11 protein-coding genes and 1 pseudogene are annotated in these 20,505 nt (G+C 52.4%); 9 read left to right on the forward strand and 3 right to left on the reverse strand.

Annotated features, from left to right (window positions below; all coding sequences use genetic code 11):
- Window positions 1–286: 286 nt before the first annotated feature.
- Window positions 287–3,046: a patatin-like phospholipase family protein gene (locus AB7M29_RS25970; RefSeq protein ID WP_454248312.1), complete on the reverse strand. Its 2,760-nt coding sequence runs from the start codon at window positions 3,044–3,046 to the stop codon at window positions 287–289.
- A gap of 398 nt (window positions 3,047–3,444) precedes the next feature.
- Here AB7M29_RS25970 and AB7M29_RS25975 point away from each other — a divergent pair, with 398 nt between their 5' ends.
- Window positions 3,445–4,515 carry a hypothetical protein gene (locus tag AB7M29_RS25975; protein ID WP_454248313.1) on the forward strand — a complete coding sequence of 357 codons (1,071 nt, stop codon included), beginning with the start codon at window positions 3,445–3,447 and terminating at the stop codon, window positions 4,513–4,515.
- 2 nt (window positions 4,516–4,517) lie between these two features.
- The gene (locus tag AB7M29_RS25980) at window positions 4,518–5,360 is read left to right on the forward strand and encodes a hypothetical protein (protein WP_454248314.1); all 843 of its coding nucleotides are present in this window, start codon (window positions 4,518–4,520) and stop codon (window positions 5,358–5,360) included.
- Window positions 5,361–6,188: 828 nt separating this feature from the next.
- Here the strand turns inward: AB7M29_RS25980 and AB7M29_RS25985 are convergent.
- On the reverse strand, window positions 6,189–7,097 hold the full coding sequence (locus AB7M29_RS25985; RefSeq protein ID WP_454248315.1) for a site-specific integrase: 909 nt from the start codon (window positions 7,095–7,097) through the stop codon (window positions 6,189–6,191).
- A 172-nt stretch (window positions 7,098–7,269) separates the two neighbouring features.
- Here AB7M29_RS25985 and AB7M29_RS25990 point away from each other — a divergent pair, with 172 nt between their 5' ends.
- Entirely contained in the window at window positions 7,270–8,247 is a 978-nt protein-coding gene (locus AB7M29_RS25990; RefSeq protein ID WP_454248316.1) for a DNA-binding protein, read from the forward strand.
- 19 nt (window positions 8,248–8,266) lie between these two features.
- Here the strand turns inward: AB7M29_RS25990 and AB7M29_RS25995 are convergent, their stop codons facing one another.
- Window positions 8,267–8,974 (reverse strand): hypothetical protein, encoded by a 708-nt coding sequence (locus tag AB7M29_RS25995; protein WP_454248317.1) that lies wholly within the window; start codon window positions 8,972–8,974, stop codon window positions 8,267–8,269.
- Between the two features lie 1,211 nt (window positions 8,975–10,185).
- Between AB7M29_RS25995 and AB7M29_RS26000 the strand changes: the two genes are divergently transcribed.
- The 6 genes and pseudogenes from AB7M29_RS26000 to AB7M29_RS26025 all read left to right on the forward strand — a co-directional run bounded on the left by AB7M29_RS26000 (window position 10,186) and on the right by AB7M29_RS26025 (window position 20,464).
- Complete coding sequence (locus tag AB7M29_RS26000; RefSeq protein WP_454248318.1) at window positions 10,186–10,839, forward strand: TnsA endonuclease N-terminal domain-containing protein; 654 nt, start codon at window positions 10,186–10,188, stop codon at window positions 10,837–10,839.
- Window positions 10,840–12,762, forward strand: a complete 1,923-nt coding sequence (locus AB7M29_RS26005) for a transposase (protein ID WP_454248319.1) — start codon at window positions 10,840–10,842, stop codon at window positions 12,760–12,762.
- The gene (locus AB7M29_RS26010; RefSeq protein ID WP_454248320.1) at window positions 12,740–13,723 is read left to right on the forward strand and encodes a TniB family NTP-binding protein; all 984 of its coding nucleotides are present in this window, start codon (window positions 12,740–12,742) and stop codon (window positions 13,721–13,723) included. Before AB7M29_RS26005 ends, AB7M29_RS26010 begins: the two co-directional genes overlap by 23 nt.
- Window positions 13,686–16,229 (forward strand): hypothetical protein, encoded by a 2,544-nt coding sequence (locus tag AB7M29_RS26015; protein ID WP_454248321.1) that lies wholly within the window; start codon window positions 13,686–13,688, stop codon window positions 16,227–16,229. Before AB7M29_RS26010 ends, AB7M29_RS26015 begins: the two co-directional genes overlap by 38 nt.
- A 231-nt stretch (window positions 16,230–16,460) precedes the next feature.
- Window positions 16,461–16,811, forward strand: a pseudogene (locus AB7M29_RS26020) (LuxR C-terminal-related transcriptional regulator); the annotation flags it as partial.
- Window positions 16,812–16,819: 8 nt separating this feature from the next.
- The gene (locus tag AB7M29_RS26025) at window positions 16,820–20,464 is read left to right on the forward strand and encodes a transporter substrate-binding domain-containing protein (protein ID WP_217858808.1); all 3,645 of its coding nucleotides are present in this window, start codon (window positions 16,820–16,822) and stop codon (window positions 20,462–20,464) included.
- Window positions 20,465–20,505: the final 41 nt, after the last annotated feature.

Raw genomic sequence — 20,505 nt, forward strand, 5'->3', positions numbered from 1 at the left:
GTCCAGCGGGCTTGAGGATCAATCAGCGAGCGCTTCCCAGCATCGAATTCGTCGTTCCGTGCTCGGTGTGCACCGAGATTTCAACTTTTTAAATAGCCTTAGTCGATTGCAGCTTTTAGGCTGCAGAGCTTCGCTCAACACCCCCAAAGTGAAGGCCCGCCGAGGGCTTGGCGCTGATACTCATGAACTGCAACAGACTGCGTCGCTTGTGCTTCATGGTTCCGATGTAACACCATCCGCGAACTATCCAACACGGTCTACCCGATACATCGCCTTGACCGTTTTCTCACCCGCTGATGTCTCGGTCGTCTGACCACAGATAAGCCCACAGGGCTTGTGCGACTTTTGATTCCCTTGCCTCTGCGTCGCCGAACAGCAATTGGCCGATGTTCAAGCCCAGTTGCCGATAACTCTCGAACTGGGTTTCGTTGAAGAATTGGTTGGCAGTGCTTTCGTTTGGAAATTCCGGGTTTTGTTTGGCGTAGTTGCGCACGTCCGCAGGTACACCAGCAATGACCCGTGGCTTCAAGACTAGGATGCGACTTTGCAGGTCGCGCTGGCCGTCTTTTTTGAAGACGTTGCATAAAAGAGCGCAGCGTTGGTCGGCGGTGTCGGTTAGCTTGAAGTCGCAGACATTGCCAAAGATCGGGCCGAGGATTTTATGGTTCAAAATGTCGGTATCCACCTCGATTTCAAGAGACTGGTCAATCCGGGCGAGACGGGTAAGGTTGGCCAAGTCGTCGAATTGGTAGGAGGGGTCGCAGCCGCTGTCGCATATCACAATGAGCTCGATGTCGCGCTCCACGCGAATCAATTCGTAGGCTGCCGTATTTTCGAAATGGCCACCATCGGACAAGTATTGGAATTCGCGGCGCAACCCATGGAAATGGGCGGTGAACTCGTAGAGTAGGTAGGTCTGGGTCGGAACGAGTTTTCGAAATTTGGGCTGCCAGGGGCCTTGAGGATCGAAGTTGCAGGGCCACCAAGTGCCCAGGCGCACATTGGCCAGGCCCAAGGCCAGCGAAGTGCCCAGTGAGGTGGCGCGACCGAGGCCCGTTGTCAACGCCGCGCCCGAAGTTGCGATCCAGTAAGAGACAGTGAGCGGCTGGTTGATCTCGCTTATGCGCGAATAGTATTTGTAACGTTTGCGCACATTACCATCAAGGATAAAGCTGATATCGCTCAGGCCGGAGCGCAGGCGCTTGCCGGGTGCAATACACAGAGGTTTGCCTTTACGGTCGCGCTGGACGAGTTGTTCTGCGGGGTCCACGGTTATGTTCAAGGTCACATTGATCAGGTGGATGGGCGCACCAATACTGGCATAATACTGGTCAAGGTTAAGGTCATCGCCTTCCATGGTGTCGGCAACGCTCAAGCGGGCCCTCCGTGAGCGGAGGCTGCTGTTGACCTTGAAACGCTGTCCGTTCGAGGCGCCAAGGTAGGCGCGAGCCAGTCGGCTGGAGTAGAAAGCTTGCAGCGACGAGAGGTTGAGAAAGCCGATGAACTGGCCAGATGCGGCGGTGAGTGCCAGCGCCGCAGCAGCCAATATTGCCAGACCGTAATACGCGGAGTTGTCGATGATGCGTGTCGGCGAAATATCGCCCCGTATCCACACCACCAGCACCCCCCAAAGTACGGCAGTGGACAGTAGTATCGCGAAACCGACGACTCCGGCCAGGAAATCGGTCGGCAGCTTGCCTATCCAAGCCGGTTTCGACTTGTCGTCCAGTAACCGCGACAGCAGGCGGACAAGCGCAATGAGGGTGGGAGGAATCGCGGTGGCGAAGCTCGGCCAGGACGGGTCTTTGAGCAGGGGGTAGGCCCATTCGGTCACACTAGTCACGGTGGCGATGAATACCATCGCAATGACAACGATCAGTTGCTGGGACAGCAGTCGTGTGACCAAGATCCGGTAGTTGCGCACGCTATTGTAGGCACCTGTGTAGGTTTTTCGCACGGTGTTGCGGCACAAGTGGGCAACGATGGCCAGGAACATCAGCAACATAGTGCCGATCTCAAATGCACCCAGGCCGAATACAAAGGACAAAGTAGGCGGTATGTGCCAAGGCAGTTGTAAAGGCAGCCACCCGGTGGCGAAAGCAAAGCACACACCGACAACGGTCATGATGATACTGCAGGCGCTGATTGCCTTGACTTCGTCTTCCTGGCTATTGACCGCGTATACCATCCAGAAGACCAGCACCAACGGCCCTGCTGCGGAAATCGCCCAGAAGACGGGCATCCACCACAGCGAGTCGCATAGGATTGTGGTGAGCCCTAGATAGGACTTAAGTTGGGCTGGCATGCAGAACATGGTGTTCACGTATAGGCGCAGTATGGCCAGTAGCGACAGCACCAAGAGCAAGGGCATGCCCATCACAAAATGCACCGACAGCAGATTGCGCAGCGTCAATGCCAAAGCATAGAAGAAGTCGCCGGCACCGGAGGGCAGCAGGTAGCGACCATTCTCCCGGAGCCAAGCCATGGAGCCTTCACCTGGGTTTTCGCTGTAGTCCCGAGTGGTGTGGATATGCCCAGGAGGTTCGAACCTGAACGCTGCATAAGCCGCGTCTGCGGCAGCTTCCGGTTTCTGGCGAGCTTCTAGCGGTATCTCGTCGTTGGTGCAGTACTCACCGGCAAACCATTGGTTAATGGTTGAGCACAAGTTTTTTTTTGCTGGTGTCAGGGGGCTAAGGTTGCCAGTGAGGCGGTCGGGTACGAACAGGCTGGTAAAAAACGAGCCGATGTAACCGCCGCCACTGACGGTGGACAGGTAATCGAAATGGGGCAGCAAGTGGTGGCCTAGCTCTTTAGGCCTGCTGCCGTTGTTGAACGGGATGGCGGGTGCTCGGGCCAAGGCTTGCAATACACCCAAGGAGAAGGTCGCGCTGCGAATGCCCCCCCCCGACAATGCTATAGCCCAAGGGCGCGGGTGCTCGAATCGCTGTTCGAGATCCAGCGCTTTGCGCCGGTCCTTGATACGTTTGCGTTCGACGTATTGCTGGTGCTTTTTCAGCCTGTCTGCTCGCCGCTGTTTGTTCTGCATGTGCCTTCACCTACGTCTCGCAGGTAGTGGGTCAGTGTTCAGCAGGCGAGACATCTTTGCCTACGCAGGTAGTCGGATCGAATAGTTTCGCTGACCACTCGGCGGCACATCCTTTACTGCCCGCGCAGGCTGCCGTGTTGTTGGAAATAGCCTAGACGGCGTGCGTTCCTTTGCAACCTTGGGTGGCGTATTTGCACCGGATGTAAACACCAACAACGCCGAACAGCCTCCCCTTCATATAGTTGAGTCGGAGTCGGTGTTAAATTCTTTAAAGTCAGTTCTTTATAGAAAATTTGCTTCTTGATTTGACTAACAAGAATGCTTGGCTATCGTCGTACCAATGGTATTTAGCCATGACAAGGAATAGATCCTTGTAGCTAAGGCCAAGGAGGGTTGTCATGTATATCCGGCACCTTTTCATTTTAGCTTTAAGTGCATCCATTGTCGCTTGTGGATCAGCCAGCAATTTTTCTAGGGCCCTGGATGAGCCAGTCAAAATGGCTAATGGGGCCTCAGATATTGCGGCATCAGCTGAAAACGACAGAATTAAAGCGATTGCGCTGGGAGCGTACGCATCCCAAAAACAAGCTCCTTTGGCTGATTTGGTTTGCAACACAGATTCTGGTGCCTTGACGGCAGGAAGCAATCTGAGTGTATTTGGGGATGCATTGGATACTGTGAAAAAAGTTGCAGAGAAGCCAGATGATACTAGTTATGCAAGCTACATGAGAAATTTTCGGAAAAATGCTGATAGTATAAATTCAAAGCCCGAGCCTGTTGAGATACAGTTGCAGAAAATGAGAGCAAAGCAGTTAAAGCGCGACCAGAGATGTGTTGTTCAGTTTAATCAGGATGTTAAGGTAAAAAATCTTTATGCCCCGGCCATAAAAGGTGGGAGTGTGGCTGCTGTGGCTACATTTTTGAGTCTAGATAAACTGGTAAAGCTTACACTTAAATATGTCGAAGAGGCGCAGCGCGAAAAGGCAGTTCGCTCTACGATTAACGAGCTAAAATCCCAGTTGCGCGAAGCTTATAAGCAACTTTCCGTTGAGAATGATAAGGGGTTTGGTCTGCGTGTTGAGTACCCACAAGGCAATGTTGTTGATCATACTTCGTTGGGCGAGGTCGTTAATATCCGGAGATGGTACGTTGCTCAAGAGATTAACGGTATTTGGTTAGACTTGAATGGGTGCAGGGTGTCCGGCCAGATGGATTGCCTTAAGAGTTCTGAGACTAGAGCGGGGGCTGATGATTTTGCAGAAGCTGTAATCGCCTATAGATCCTTAGCTTCTGTTGATAGTGGAAAGGTCCTCTCTGCGCTCGACCAAAGCATTAAAAAAATCGAGGAGCTTGATCAGGGTAAGGCTTCTTTAGCAGATGTTGTTGATGGTCTAGTGGCATTGGCAGATGCAGTGTCTGGTTTAGATGGTGCTTACAAGGACTATGATAAATCTAAGGATGAGGACTGATTATGCAACCCGTAGCGCTTGTTCCGAGAGGAATTAATATTCCCTACTCTGAGTTGTCACGTGTAGCTGGTGCAGTTCAGACCCAGTTGGTGCGCGATGTATCACCTCTATGGAGCTTAAGCGCAAGTTTAACCGCTTATCCGTCTAAAGATGATGCACCTAAAAATTGTGCTTTTGTTTTTGTGGTAGCTGATGCTAAGGGACAGGCAGGCCTTCACTTCAGGCCTGAGAATCCTAATGAACCGCCATTTGCGATAGTTGAATATCGAAAAAATGCGTTCTGGTCTGTTGCAGTCAGCCATGAAGTCATAGAGATGTTAATTGACCCCAAGGGAAATAGATTGGTAAAGGGGACTAGCCCTGTCAACTCGGCGGACTCTGTTTTTTATTTGATTGAAGTCTGCGATCCATGTCAGGATATTGCTTTTACATACGAGATAGATGAATGCTTGGTTTCAGACTTTTGTTTGCCATCTTTTTATGGGCTTCAAGGTAAAACTGCGTCATACACGTACTCTGGAAGTATTCAAGCCCCATTAACGGTTGGTTATGGAGGATATTTAACCTATCGTGATAACAACTTGGACTGGTATCAGATAGTGGCCGTCGGTGGCAATATCTCTGTGCATGGGCCATTTCAGGAAAATCAGATTATGGGGGCAAGTTTTAGCTCAAATGTAAGAGGGACTCTTGATCGTTTAAAACCAGCTTATTCCGGCCCGCTATGTGGCGTCAAAGAAAGCACTTTAAAGAAGAAACTGCCCTCAAGAAAAAAAACTTCTCAAATGGAGATTTTTCGCAGGGATGTTGCCTTAGATGCCTATTTACGAGAACTTGGATTGTAAGATTTTTGGTGCATCAGGGTATTCATTGGATTTAGTAAAATTGCACTCTTGTAGGCCTTGGCAGATCCAATGCCAATGCCAATGGCTGGCTTGGCCTCTCGCGACTGACCGAAAGTGACTAATTGGGGACTGTCGGGTGAATACTGAAATAGATTTATCGGGCGTAAGAGAGTTCGCTATCAACACGGAGTCTTTTCATCATGTTGAGATTCGTCAATGTAATCTGCGAAAGTCACCCTGCCGCGAGGCTATCCTTAATTTCAACTTGCCTTTCTTCCCCTGCGCAGCAGCAATGGCTCTATCTTTGCGTGTTTTTTTCCGAGGCATTTGGCTTCGGTACCGCTGGTTTCGATTCCTATGACAGCATTTTGAACCAACCAAAAGCGGGCGCTGGCCTTGTGCATTGACTGCGTGCACTCAAGGGTGAAGATGGAAAGTGGTACCTGATCTGCACCCTAGTGGGAGAGGTGATGCATATGGTTGAAAGCGGCCTAACGAGAGAATCGGCATTTTATGTCGCGTGTCTAAGGGTAACTAGTAAGGGTGTCGGCTGAAGAGACACGGCTGCTGTAAACCAATTTTTTTGAAGCGTTAACCTCGATGGTTTACCGATCAAAAAAACGGTTTACACGGGGGTTTAAACATTTCGTGAGCGACCGCTCCGGGTCCACCACCAACACGGTAGGCCTACCATTCTCAGCTCACCGACTATGGCGGCTTGCCGCTCGACAATTGGCGAAGCAATACCGCCGATATCATCCAGGAGTCAGTGGTGGCAATGCACTCATGCCCTTCCCGCCAGGTCATCCCCTTTGGCCGTCTGAGCGCTCAACGTGCCCAATCGCCGAAGGGAGCATCGGCCTCAATGTAACGCATCGCCGACTGCACATCGCGCCAACCGACATATTCCATCAACGCCTTGCTGCTCCATTGGTTGCGACTGGCCCAAGTGGCAAAACCGCGGCGCAGCGAATGCGCGGTGTAACCCTCGCCAGCCACATCGCTGCGCAAGAACGCCAGACGCAAAATGCGCGAGAGACTGTTCGGATTGACGCGTTCTTCCGCTAAGTGCCCCCAGCGGTCAATGGCGCGAAACACCGGCCCGTGGTTGATGCCACTGACCAACAGCCAGTGCTGGTAAGCATCCACTGGGCACAGTCGCTTCAGCGCCGGGACCAACAGTGTGCGGCCGCGATGGTCACGGTCGGTCTTGCTGCTCGCCAGGAAGATCTCCAACTCTAGTCCTTCACGCAATTGAATATGTTCGACCCGCAGTCGACACAATTCGTCACCCCGCAGCGCACGCCAGAAACCAATCAGGATCAATGCTTGGTCCCGCGCGGCACGCAGCCGCACCGCCCATTGATCTGAGGCCAACTGCTGCTCCAACCCCTCGATGCATGCTTCCAGCCGCTGTAACTGCAGCGCTTCGGCCTGCTTGATGGGTTGCGGATGCAGCGCCTGAATGCCGCGCAGGACATCGCGTACGCGCGACGCTTTGGTTGGGTCATCGAAGCCATGTTGTTGGTGCCATTGGGCCAAGGCCGCGAGGTGCGTGCGCAGGGTGTTGCTGGACAGCTTTGCACCATAGGCGGCCAGGTAACGCACGACGTTTTCACTGGAGGCCGGCAGCACCCCGCCCCATTCCGCTTCAAAGTGTTCAACGGCTTGCGCATAGCGGCGCTGGGTGCTGTCGCGTCGTGCTGCTTTCAGGTATCGCTCGGCTGAATCGCTCATCCCACCTCCTGCATACCGCCTTTCCGGAGCTCTGCACCGAGAAAGGCTTATCACGTTCAAGAATTCAGCATTCTCGAACGCCAGTCCGTCCGAATTCCTGCCGTCCCAAAGGCAGGGTTACAGCTGTAATTGCATACTCCGTAAACCAGTACAAAATCGTCGGAGTCAGGCCATGGCACGCGGAGGCATCAACAAGGCCGTGGTGCAAATCGCCCGCGAAGCGCTGCTCGCCCGCGGCCAGCACCCGAGCATCGACGCGGTGCGCGTGGAGCTGGGCAACACCGGTTCGAAGAGCACCATTCAGCGCTACCTGAAGGAGCTCGGCGCCCGAGAGCAGGCGCAGCCGCCTACCCCCGACGAGGAACTGCACAGCTTTGTCGCCGGTTTAAGCGCTCGCCTCACCGTGCTTGCCGAACAGGCGGTCGCCGAGGATCGCCAGCGCCTGCAGCGGGATCGTTCGGCGTATGAGCAACAGCGACTGCAGCACCAAGCACAATTCGATCGCCTGCAAAACGCTTACGCTGGCCTCGATCGTGAGCTGCAAGCCCTGCGTGAGCACGAGCGAACACTCCAGGAGCAACTGCGCCAAGCGGACGGCGAATGCCAACGTTTGGGCCAGCTGGAACACGACCTGAACCAGCTGTTGGTCGAACGGGCGGCGCACCTCCAGTCGCTGGAGGACAAGCACCGCCAAGCACGTGAAGCGCTGAAGCACTTTCGCCAACAGCATCTGTCGCAGCGAGAGCAGGAAACCCAGCGACACGACGCTCAGGTCCAGCAGTTGCAACACGAGTTGCGTGCACTACGTATCAGTCTTTCGGAAAAGCAGGATGAACTCGCCCACCTATTCCAGGACAACGAACGGCTGGTAGGTGAACTGCGCCACCAGGGCCAGCAAGATCGCCAACGTGAACGTGCACTGCAGCAGTTGTTGCAACAAAACCAGGATGCGGAAGTCCGCGAGCACAGCGCGCAGGCGCGGGTCCAGGCGTTGACCACCGAGCACGCCGGCCTGCGCGAACGGGTCAAGCGTCAGGTGCTCACGGAACGGCAGAGCCGTCGTGAGCTGCGGTTCCAGCGGCAACAGATCGAGCGCTTGCAGGACTTGCTCAACCAATCGGCATCACCCTTGACCACAGATGACAGCTAGCTTTGCTCCCAGGCCGCCCCTAGCTGGAGCCCGCTGCGATGGGCGCAGGTTCGGTCACTGACGAAGCGGAAACGTCGGGCCATTCTCCCATCGCAAAACGATCACGGCGGTGGCCCTCAAGCGCAACCTCCACCCACTTCGCCTGCCGCGTTGACCGTTCAAAGGGCGCCGGCGGACCGACTAGCGCCGAGACGTTCTCCCGGTGCCATGCTTCGTCCGGCAGGCAATGTTGAAATAGGGTACAGGCGTAGAGGTCCCAACCGGATATCCAGCCGCGATAGCGCAGCCAGTCACCATAGCGGTTGAACTCTTGGCAAGCCTGGTCGAAAGCGGCGAAGTCGGACGGCCAATCATCGATGCGTTCAAAAAACTGCCGTTCATACAATTCATTAAGCAACTCGTACAGCGGCTGACGGACGAAACAACCCGGTTCAGTCATGCACACCAGGAGCAGGTAATTGAGGAAATGTGTGCGCAACCAATTACGGTGGGATTTGAATTGTCCGGAGGTCGAGCCCAATAGGGCAAGGACAAACCCCAAGTTGCGCCAGTCGGGGCAGACGCATAGGCGACGCATCAGGACGGGGCCAAGCGCCGGAAGCCGGTAGCCGTTCTCCAAGTACAGTGTCTGTGCCAAATGATCGGTGGGGCGTCGCATATCCCAGAGCCGGCTCAGGACGTCCCACAACGGATCAGTTAGGACGGATTGCAGGGCCGGAAAGTCCATCAGCAGCTCGTCTAAACAGGTCTGATGAAGCACACTGCCTGCCAGTAACCGCGGCCACTTGTTGTTACGTTTCGGGTTTATCCGTGAATGCTGCTGGTGTGTCCATGCACAGCCACATCGCTCCAATGCGGGTCCGTCGTGCCGACATCCAAAGCAGTTGCACAGGCTGTGGGCTACTACGCGGCCCCTCAGTTGGCCGACCAGTGATGAACCAGGCATGGCACCGCCCCCCTTTCCGCTTCAAACACCTGCAGTGAAGCACACTGCTGGCAAAAGAGAGCGCGCGCCCCTGCGAACATCACAACATGCGTTGATAAAACGGCGTCAAAACCAGCCGCCTCAAGGGGATAGTTAGACAAATTTTAGGACGTAGATCTGCGGTCAAGAGTGGCGTTGAATAATGTTAACAACGCAAAAAATCAGCAAACTTCTGTCACGTGCTGAGAGCGCCACCATCATGAGCACCATACTTGATCAGTATCGTTGGCGAAGAGAAGCGACTGCACGTCGCTCCAGTGCAGAATGGGCTTTTAGCTCGCCTCGCCTGCTGCCCCTGCTGTCGATCTTTCCGCTCCCATCAATCATTCAACCTGAGCGCGACGAAGCGCTTCGGCACCACGCGTTTCCTTTGCGAACAACGCTGTCGCTGGCCAACCTCCATCACTGCGCCTATCCGCCTCCACAGGCCAGTACGCCCCCCAACCTGAATTTGTTTCGCCGAGACAGTTTCGTGTGCGTGGGGCATTTTTCTCGCGTTCCCAAACATCGCTTGTTCAGCTACCTACTGGGCGTACTCGGGATGAAGGTCAGCGTCGAACCGCTGTCGACATGGGTGCCCGACATTGGTGTCGACGAACCTATGAGTGGATGTCTGCAAGTCCTAATGGTGTCAGATACACACACGCCTTGTAATCGGACTACGCATTTGCGCCAGGTCTAGGGTGTGCGAATGGGAAATTTGTAAGGTCGCCTTGGCGAATAAGCAGCCATCACTACCCAATGGCGGGATGGGCCGGACACGGGACGGCATCAAGCGGTACCCACGAACCGGTCAAAAGTTACCGCCCACGGATCAACCAACAAGTGTTGAGGCTTATGAGAGGAGCCGGTGGCATTCGGTCGCCCACAACCGCCGCGAAAAATCCCATCGACCTCACTGGAGCTAATTCAGCAATACAGGGTGAACAATGACTTACTGGAGGAAGCATGCCATGGGTCTTTCGCTCAAAATCAGCAATTCTCAACCAGGATATACCCTCGGCCCAGCTAGGCCGGTGGTATGCGGAAGGCACGGCAAGCTTGTGACCTTCTTCGCCTCACAAAAAAATGATGCCCCCATGGGCTGCGAGTCGTTGCTGGAAGCCGACTATTGCGTGTACCTGGAATACCTGCCGTCCATCATTAGCTATCAGGCGCAGCCCTATACCGTCTACTTCCGCGACCCGGCTCTACGCTACACCCCCGACTTCATGGCCACCCTCGATGATGGCCGGCAGGTCCTCTATGAAATAAAGAGTAACAGTGGTGGCCGTGACCTGAGGTGGCAACAGCGCCGTGCGCGTGTAGAGGAGTTGCTGGGTATTAATGGATTGAATTTCGAATACGTCGAAGAGCATCAGTTCCGTCACCCCGTACTGCTGGATAACCTTCGCACTCTGTACCACTTCGGTTTCAACGGGATCGCCTCCAATGTTCCGTCCATCATTCGCTTATTGCGAAAGCAACCGGATCAGCACGCCATGATTGGACAACTGATTCAACTGGGCGCGCGTCAGGAGGACGTCACCTTCGCACTTTTTCATCAGTTTCTTCGCTGCAATCTCCAAGCTCCGTTGGACCTGCGCAGTAAGGTATGGGCCGATTAAATGAACGAAACTCTGCAGATGGTCGTCGGCGAGCATTACCGCTACCACGGGGCTGACTATCAAGTGATGGATATCGACGGGAACCGCATTCAACTGCGATCGCTTCGGGCGAGCAGCAGCCCGGTGTTTCAGACCTTTGAACGCCTGGTACGGGCCCATCAGAGTGGTGAATTACGCAAAATACAGGAAGCCCCTTTCACCCCTGACGCAACACTTATCACCGCCGCGTTGTCCTCCGCTCACAAAGCGAAAGCTGAGAGAAAAGAATGCTTTTTACTACCGATTCGGAACGACTGTGGCGGGCGCCTACCCCGTAAGCGCGTGGAACAGTTAGCAAAAGAAATCGCAGCACAACGGGGTGAGCCTCATGCGCCGAGCTATGGCGCGATATACCTTTGGAATAAGGCCTATCTGGCCGGCGGCGAGAATCTCCTTTCCTTGGCCCCGAAAACTCGTCGTTCTACCCTGCACCGTCTGCACCGCCAGCCTGAGGAGATACAAGAGCTCATCAAGCTGAATGTCGATCAACTCTATTTCAGTCGAACACCGTGCAACAAGACCGAAGTGATCGAGGCCATTGATTGCGCCATCCGAACGTCCAATAAGAACCGGAGCCCGATTCATGAACTGCCCGTTCCTTCGTTCAGCACCTTGTACCGTATCCTTATTGAACTAGACCGCTATGAAATCGATCTTCATCAATTGGGGTTTCATGCCGCGCTCAAGAAGCAAAAATGGAGCCGAAAATGCCGTCAACCCTACCGTCGCTTTGAACTGGTGGAGGGTGATACCCACACACTGGATTTAGAAACATGCGATACAGAGGGTCATCCCGTTGGTCGGGCATTTCTCACGGTATTATTAGAAGTTCGAACTCGCATGATTGTTGGCTGGGACATCTCCTACAATCCACCATGCTTGGAAAAAACTATCCGAGCATTGAAACACTCGCTCTGTAGCGACAACCCATATGGTGGTCTTGGTAGAAACTATCGTTTTGACAATGGCCTCGACTATGTCGCCAACCATCTAAAAAATACACTCAGCGCACTGGGTGCTCATATCACTTTTTGCGAGCCGGGAAATCCGGATCAAAAACCACACGTCGAAAGCTTTTTTAAGTCATGGACTACCTCCATCGTCCATTGCATGCGTGGTACAACATTCTCTAAGCCAAATCGATATGACTCGGAGGGCAATGCTATTTACACGATAGAATGCCTCAAGGAACGCTTCGAAAACTGGCTTGAGACGTTCTATCACGCCAACTTTCATAGCGGAATCGGAATGGCCCCCAAAGAGCTGTGGGTGCAGGACGAAGCCGATCGTCACGAATTCGTTTTGAAAAAATACAGCGAAGACGACCTGAACAGACATTTCTTGAGCGTTGCCTATGTGACCCCTAATAACGGCCGACTAAGATATAAAGGACTCGCTTGGACTGGACCGGCCGTGAGTTTCATCGCCGGCCGGCGACCCGGTAAAAAGACCCCGCTGCGGCTGTTGTACGATATAAGCGAACTTGGGCATGCGTGGGTTTGTGATCCAGAACAACCTGGACACGTATACCGAGTCGACGCAGTCGATCCCGATTACCAAATCGGCCTCACCATGCATTTGCATGAGCGCATAAAAGCTCGACTGGGAAGCCAAAAAAAATCTATTAACTACCGAACTGCCCGAGAAGCACGCGTGCGCATCCTTCATGAAATCGCCAGTGCCAACACCAAACGTCGTAGAAAAATCCGGGAAATTGCTGACGAGCATGGAGATTTCAAAGCGCAGCCTGAACAGGACTTTGCCCAACCGGCTTGCGATCCTTTAGTGAATCCTGAGGACATCGAGCAATTTCTTTTACATCCCGATACCCCTGCTAGTTATCAAGTGGTGGTGGCGAAAAATGAATACAACCCTCAGAAGTGAAATACTCACACAATTCAGCCAACAGACCATTTTCTTTCCTGGTTTTTGCTTTGCCTACTCGCAGCTCCAGAAATCCGTCGAAACCACGAGTTTACGAAATTCCGCCAGTTGTGCATTCCTCATTGGTCGTTCCGGTTCAGGAAAGTCAAGATTGTGTGAACTTTTCCGAGATTCTTTTGGGCCGACTCGCGAAGAATCGGACGAAGATGGAATACATAAGATAATTCCAGCGCTGTATTGCTTAGTTCCTGCACCGGTAACAATCAAAGGTTTCTGTCTGACCCTGCTCAAGCAGCTTGGACAATATTCGCCACACAGCAATGTTCACGAGCTAAACAATTTACTGGTGGCCCGTATAAAAACATGCCAAGTCCGAGTATTGATATTTGATGAAATTCAACGACTTTTGAGGCCTGATGCTGAAAAAACACGCGATGGTACGTTAGATTGGCTCGTCGCCCTGTTAAGTTTGACTCATCTCCCTATTATTTTATCGGGCACCGAACAATGCAGTAAATTGTTTAACAACAATGCGCCATTTGCGCGCCGATTTTGCTATGTGGCCAACCTAGATCATTTTAAATACGAGGATCTTGCTACTTCAGACTTTCATATGACGTTGCAGGGTCTGGATCAAGAATTATACCGGCTGGCCAACTTCCCTGGCGAAGAACACTTGCAAGATGCATCAATAAAGATTCCTCTCTATGTGGCAAGCAGGGGCAATCTAGAGTATGTAAGACAAATTATCCACGAGGCAGTAAGCATTTGCCTTGATCGCTGGACTGATACTCCCACTCTCAGACGCGCCGATTTCATCGATGCCTGCCGTAGCCTGCTGCTGCCCCTCAATCTTGCCAAGGGCACCAACCCTTTTACCATCCCCCTGAGTACGTGTTTGTCATTGATTGAGAAATATGAAGATGAACAAACTGATCTTCGTTCCCACCCCACTCACTGAAGAAAGCCCGCATAGTCTGATAAAACGTGCCGCGCAATGCCACGGATTTTCGACTACAGGTAAACTAAACGGCCTATGCATTGGCCCGCAAACTTTTCGATATATGTCGCTTACGCAAGATTCAGATTTTGCAAAGTTATTCGTTGCTGAGGCAGGTATTCATGGGCCAAAAGTCCTGAACGGCTTTTATGCGAAAATAGAAAGACCCCAGCAACAACGGCGTTTTGTCATCGGGGACATCGAAATTCCGATAACTTATTTGCGCTTGCGCTCTGGTGCGTACTGTGATGGATGTTTCGATCAAGGTTGGGAACACCAAATTCGAGATCTAAAATTCGCAGAATATTGTCCATATCATCTTAAAAAGTACCTTACTCATTGCCCTGAGTGCCACAAGCCAGTCGAGTGGTGGCATGCACTCGATGGGAAATGCGCGTATTGTGGGGCAGCATTGAAGTGTCAGCCCTGTACTCTCGAGAAGTGTCGACTAGAACGCATGCTGTTAGAACTGATGCGTACCCGCAGCCAGCTGGACTTCGATCAATTGCTTGCTTTGACTCGGCAACTGGGCTATAGACCCGAAAAACCAACAATGCCTGATGCAACGCGGCGAATGATATTCAATGGGGCGTTCTCAGTCATGACCGATGACTCCAGGGCAATACTGGAGCACCTGTTTAAATTACATAGCATGCACCCCGATGTGGAAAAATGCTGGATTGCAGCGCGTTTTAGCTTGGTCAGCACCGCCGCGACACGAGAAGCTTCAAGAATTTTCTTGGAAACAAAACTTCAACCCTGTTTTAACTTATCTTATAGCCATAAACCGTTCCTTCTTACGATACGTCAACTCCGCGCAGCCCTAAATGTAAGCGCTGGGCAAATGGTCAAAATAAAAAAATTAACGCCGCTTGTGCAAAAATCGATAGATTCTTATTTTACAGCAGACGAGGCAGTCATTCTCGCAAGCAAAGCGAATGAATTCCTCCTAGCGGATAACGGGCGCCTACCTGTTGCAAAAAAAGAAATGTTGAACCGGGAAAAGGCTTGCCTGGAGTTAAGCATTTCGCTTGGCGCACTGAAGGTTTTTATGAAATACGACTTACTCAAGCCATGCTTCGGTTCCAACCATGCGCCCTTCTTTTTCCCTGCCGACATAAAGCAATTCTCTAATACTTACGAGCTATTTAAAAACCTCTCAAAAAAAATCGGTGTATCCTCCCGCAGACTCTGCGTGATACTTGACTCGCTCAACATTAAGATAATCCCCAGAAGAGATCTTAAAGACACGCACCGACTTGTCAAAAATTCCGATGCCGACCGTGTAATCGCTGCCACCTCAATAAAAAATAAAAGACTGCCGCAGGCATTAACTTTACCACGTGCCGACTTTTCAAAAGCGCCAATAATTAGCTATTCCACCCTGCGCGAAACAGCAAAAGCACTTCAAACCGCAATAGAAAATGTGGTTGCCGCAATTCAAGAAAATAAGATAAAGGGTGTTTGCCGAGGTAAAAAAAGTCTCACATTAATTCCGAAATCTGAAATCCAGATTTTCAAAAGTCGCTTTACAACTACGATACAAGCAGCAAAAATTTTAAAAATCCACCCAACAAAAACAACTGACGTGCTTTTTGGTTTGGGGATACACGCTGTCATTGGCCCCATGGTGAACGGCTCGCGCGATAACATTTATAAAACCGCTGACATCTTGCGGGTGGCTAAATTAGCAGAATCGGAAGACCCTGGTGAGCATTTCAACTATTGTAGCAAAACTCTCACTGCGAAACGGCTTAATGTCTCTGCTGACACCCTATTAAAAATAATGGATGCAGGATTAATAAAATATATCAAAGGACGGGTGGGAGCCTACTTCAGGCCGAGCTGGCTTAATCAGTTTGAAGAACGTTATGTTTTACCCAGAGAGCTCTTGCAGCTAGCAGGTCTGCCTCCCAGCAAGGCCTATCAAATGATCGATGCGCTATCAGACATAGGCATCTTGCCCATAAGCTTTAATATACATGATCAATCTCTCCTCCTGTACGAGCGGGTAGTTCTGCGTGAATCACATGATAAATTCCTTAAGAAAACGGCCTACCTAGATAATTCTAGAAATCACAAAAATCATATATATCCCTCAACTAGCTCCTTAACAAAAGGATACACCCCGATAAAAGACCTTTTGAATACCTACGACATATCACCTAATGATTTCTCAATTTTATTTATAAGGCATGGCTTTATCAACACGAAAAAAATCAACAAAATAATATACATATCTGACAACGACAAAAAGAAATGTGAATCTATTCTAGATAATTATTGCACCTGTACAATGGCGGCTAAGATCACGCCTGGCGGATATGAAAAGATTAAAAGCCTGCTTTGCTCTGGCATACTTGAGAATGAAAACCCTATTCCAACCAACCAAACCCAAACTAGATTAATAAGCAGATCAAAACTAAAAAAATATTTGAACTTGCTGCCCTCTAGCTTCAGCGATTAAAAAGCTCATAGTTAACCCCCCATCGTTTACCATCTATATCCTCAATAAAGTCTTCAGCAATATTAGCTGCCTTTTCCAATACTTATTTCTAATAGAACTCCAGCTTTCAACCTCCAAAGGTAATTCCCCTGCCCAAGAGGTTTTGCCAATCAAGCCGCGCCTGACTAAAATTCATCAATGCTAATTTTTTTGAAATCTTGCTTAAGCATTCATGAAAAATATGCCTAAAAAAGATGTTCTAGTGCAAGTTTTCTTGAAAATGACTGGGAAGACCTCAGTGAACTGATGAGTGCGATCAAAGCGGTCTTATCAGGTTACAACTACTTCCCCAGTCAAGCCTTGAACCCTGTTCGTCGTGACGACGAGCGCTGGGCCGACCTGGAATTATTTAAATCCGTTAATGATCGAGAGCTGATGGTATTACAGCTTTTCGCTCAGGGCCGTACCAATAAAGAAATTGCCAAGGGTATGTTTCTCAGCAACAAGACGGTCAGTACTTATAAAAAACGACTCATGCAAAAACTCAAGGCCAAATCCCTGGTTGAACTCATCGATATGGCAAAACGTAACGCGTTAGTGTGAGAAACAGGATGCCCAGTCGTTTCAAGGATTATCTAATGCTCATGGCCGCGGGTTTATGCCTGAGCACCTCAGTACTCGCGGCACAGACGACCAGTGAGCACTACACCCTGCTCAGTCGCTCGGCGGCCGGGCACATGGAAGTCCAACTGGATACCTCACAACGGCAATGGGTTAAAGACAAACGTGAGTTGATCCTGGGGACATCGGCCCCGGATTATCCTCCTTTCGACCTGACCCTCAGCGGCCATGACTATGAAGGTTTCACCGCCGATTACGCAGGCATCCTTGGCAAGGCCATAGGGTTGCCGGTCAAGGTTCAGCGCTTTGCCTCCCGAGGGGCCGCGATCGAAGCGCTGGAAAAAGGCCAGGTCGACATGCTCGGCACCGCCAATGGGTTCGAGGCAGACAATGCCGACATTGCCCTATCCACGCCTTATGCGGTGGATCAACCCGTACTGGTCACACGAGAAGGAGAAACCAGATCGCTGACCGATGGCCTTGCCGGCATGCGGCTCAGCATGGTGTATCACTATCTGCCTCTGGACGAAGTCAGGGCGCTGTATCCGAACGCAATCATCACCTCTTACCCGTCCTACCAGAATGCAATCAATGCGGTTGCCTTCGACCAGGCCGACGTTTTTCTTGGCGACACCATTTCAACCCACTACATGATCAACAAGGGGTATCTGAACAACATCCGCATGGCCAACTTCGGTAAACACGAAGCCCATGGTTTCAGCTTTGCCGTGCAGAAGGACAACCCGAATCTGCTCGCGATCATCAACGCGGTACTCAAGACCATCCCCACCAGCGAGCGGGAAAACATCGCCAAACGCTGGAGTGCCGGCAGCGACATTCTTCTCACCGATCACAAACTGCAACTCAGCCACCGCGAAGAACGCTGGCTGGCACAACATCCGGTCGTGCGCGTCGTGGTCAATGAAGCGTTTGCGCCGCTGACGTTTTTCGACAGCGACGGCAACTTTCGAGGTGTTACGGCTGATCTGCTCGAGCTGATCAGGTTGCGCACCGGTTTGCGTTTCGAAATCCGACGCAGCCGAAGCGATGATGAGATGATCGAGCAGATCGCTAACCATCAGGCCGACCTGATCGCAGCCCTACTCCCCAGCGTCCAACGTGAAACGACGTTGAACTTCAGCCGCCCCTATCTGGAAAACTCCTTTGTGCTGCTGACGCGCAAAGCGGCCGACAGCCCGACAAACCTCACGCAATTACAGGACAAACGCCTGGCCATCGCCCAAGGCAATCCGCTGGTGGAATACCTGCGCAGCGAGTTTCCGCGGATCAATCTGGTTGAAACCCCGGACACGTTCAGCGCCGTGGAGTTGCTCGCCGAGGGCCAGGCAGAAGGTGCGGTGAACTCACTGGTAATTGCCAACTACTTCATCTCATCGCGGATCTTCGAACAGACACTCCAGATCAGCACAACCATCGGTACCCGACAGGCAGCATTTTCCCTGGCAACCGGGCGCGACGCCAAGGAACTGAACGCCATCCTCGACAAGGCACTGCTGAGCATCGCACCGGAAGAGCTGGGCATCATCAACAACCGCTGGCGTGGCTATTCAGCAGCCTCGCAAAATACCTGGCGCAACTATCACCGAGTGTTCTATCAGATCGTTATAGGCGCTGGCGTGTTGCTGCTGATATCCATTGCCTGGAACGCCTATATGAGGCGCCAGATAAAACAGCGGCAAGCGGCCGAGCGCGCCTTGAGCGATCAACTGGAATTCATGCGATCGCTGGTCAATGGCACGCCTCATCCCATCTATGTGCGTGATCGCCAGGGATTGCTGCAAAGCTGCAATGACAGTTACCTGGAAACCTTCTGCGCGAAACGCGAAGACATCATCGGTAAAGGCGTCATACAGGGCAGCCTCGGCAACGCCTTCGAAGCACGGGAATATCAGGCGGACTACCAACGCGTCATGGCCGAGGGGACGCCGCTGATTCTCGACCGTCCGTTGCACATCGATGGCCGCACGCTGACGATCTATCACTGGATTCTTCCCTATCGCGACTCAAGCGGTGACGTGCAAGGCATCATTGGCGGCTGGATCGACATCAGCGAACGGCGGCAACTGTTCGATGAACTGCGGGCCGCGAAAGAGCAAGCCGATGCTGCCAACCGAGCTAAAAGCACCTTTCTGGCGACCATGAGCCATGAGATCCGCACGCCCATGAATGCAATCATCGGCATGCTCGAACTGACGCTCAAACGTATCGATCACAGTCATCCGGATCGACCCGCCATCGACGTCGCGTACCACTCGGCGAAAGACCTGCTGGAGCTGATCGGGGACATTCTCGATATTGCGCGCATCGAATCCGGGCGTTTGAGCCTGAGCCCGGAGCGCGTCAATCTGGCTGAAACCGTAGCTTCGGTGGTGCGGATTTTCGACGGGTTGGCCCGGCAGAAAAATCTCGGACTGCAACTGGAGTTCAGCCCTGCCAAACCGGCGACCGATGTCCTGTTGGACCCGATGCGCTTCAAGCAGGTGCTGTCCAACCTGGTCAGCAATGCCATCAAGTTTACGCAACAGGGCCAAGTCAGGATCAGCGTCGAGTTGCAGCCGACCGACGAGCCCGACCGGGTCCAGTTGCAGTTGCGCGTTGAAGACAGTGGCGCAGGGATCAGCGAGGAGGATCAACAGCGGTTGTTCGAACCTTTCGTCCAGGCCGATAACTCCGGCCAGTCAGCCAGAGGCGGTGCGGGGCTGGGTCTGGTGATCAGTCGCAATCTGTGCGAAATGATGGGCGGCAGCCTGCAGTTGAACAGTCAGCCGGGAGTCGGCACACAGGTCTGGGTTTCGCTGAACCTGGCAACCCTGCCGACGGAACGGATGCCGGAACCTGTCGGGCCGAAAATTCACTTGAGCACTGCCCCCCTGGACGTGCTGGTGGTCGATGATCATCCGGCCAATCGCTTGCTCATGTGCCAGCAGCTGGAGTTTCTCGGGCATCGGTTCAACGTCGCAGCAGACGGCGAGGCGGGGTTCGAGGCATGGAAGAATCAGCCATTCGATCTGGTGATTGCCGATTGCAACATGCCGATCATGAATGGATATGAGCTGGTCCGTGCCATTCGCCAACATGAACAGCACCTGCAACGCCCTCCCTGTACCGTTTTGGGTTTCACCGCCAACGCACAGCCGGAGGAAAGACAACGTTGCAAACTGGCCGGGATGGACGATTGCCTGTTCAAACCCCTCAGCCTGACGGCCTTGAGCCAATGGGTCGAAGGCATCACACCGACGGTCCGCGAACCGGCCTTCAGTCTGGAGGGGCTGCACCTGTTGACCGGTGGCAACCCGACACTAAACCAGCGATTGTTGACCGAACTGCTAAACAGCAACCGCCTGGACCGCAAAGCGATGCTGGCCTTATCCGAGTCAAAGGACCGACAGTCACTCCTCGACATCGCCCACAAAATCAAGGGCGCGGCCCGAATCGTCCAGGCCTCCCGACTGATCGACAGCTGCGAGGCGCTCGAACAGGCCTGCAATAACAGGTTCCACCCCGATGAAGTGGCCGATTGCAGCAAGTCCATGGAGCGCGCCATGCTCGAACTGGAGCAATCATTGCAACAACAGATGGCAAGCCATGACAAAAGCAAAATGAAGGAGCATTAACTATGCTTGGGGGCTGAGCAGTGTGTTAATCATCATGGAGA

Source organism: Pseudomonas sp. F-14 TE3623 (genome assembly GCF_053629015.1).

Bases quoted from the DNA above. Each gene is read 5' to 3' on its own strand.
- AB7M29_RS25970 (WP_454248312.1), bottom strand. From the start codon at position 3,046: ATGCAGAACAAACAGCGGCGAGCAGACAGGCTGAAAAAGCACCAGCAA.
- AB7M29_RS25975 (WP_454248313.1), top strand. From the start codon at position 3,445: ATGTATATCCGGCACCTTTTCATTTTAGCTTTAAGTGCATCCATTGTC.
- AB7M29_RS25980 (WP_454248314.1), top strand. From the start codon at position 4,518: ATGCAACCCGTAGCGCTTGTTCCGAGAGGAATTAATATTCCCTACTCT.
- AB7M29_RS25985 (WP_454248315.1), bottom strand. From the start codon at position 7,097: ATGAGCGATTCAGCCGAGCGATACCTGAAAGCAGCACGACGCGACAGC.
- AB7M29_RS25990 (WP_454248316.1), top strand. From the start codon at position 7,270: ATGGCACGCGGAGGCATCAACAAGGCCGTGGTGCAAATCGCCCGCGAA.
- AB7M29_RS25995 (WP_454248317.1), bottom strand. From the start codon at position 8,974: ATGGACTTTCCGGCCCTGCAATCCGTCCTAACTGATCCGTTGTGGGAC.
- AB7M29_RS26000 (WP_454248318.1), top strand. From the start codon at position 10,186: ATGGGTCTTTCGCTCAAAATCAGCAATTCTCAACCAGGATATACCCTC.
- AB7M29_RS26005 (WP_454248319.1), top strand. From the start codon at position 10,840: ATGAACGAAACTCTGCAGATGGTCGTCGGCGAGCATTACCGCTACCAC.
- AB7M29_RS26010 (WP_454248320.1), top strand. From the start codon at position 12,740: ATGAATACAACCCTCAGAAGTGAAATACTCACACAATTCAGCCAACAG.
- AB7M29_RS26015 (WP_454248321.1), top strand. From the start codon at position 13,686: ATGAACAAACTGATCTTCGTTCCCACCCCACTCACTGAAGAAAGCCCG.
- AB7M29_RS26025 (WP_217858808.1), top strand. From the start codon at position 16,820: ATGCCCAGTCGTTTCAAGGATTATCTAATGCTCATGGCCGCGGGTTTA.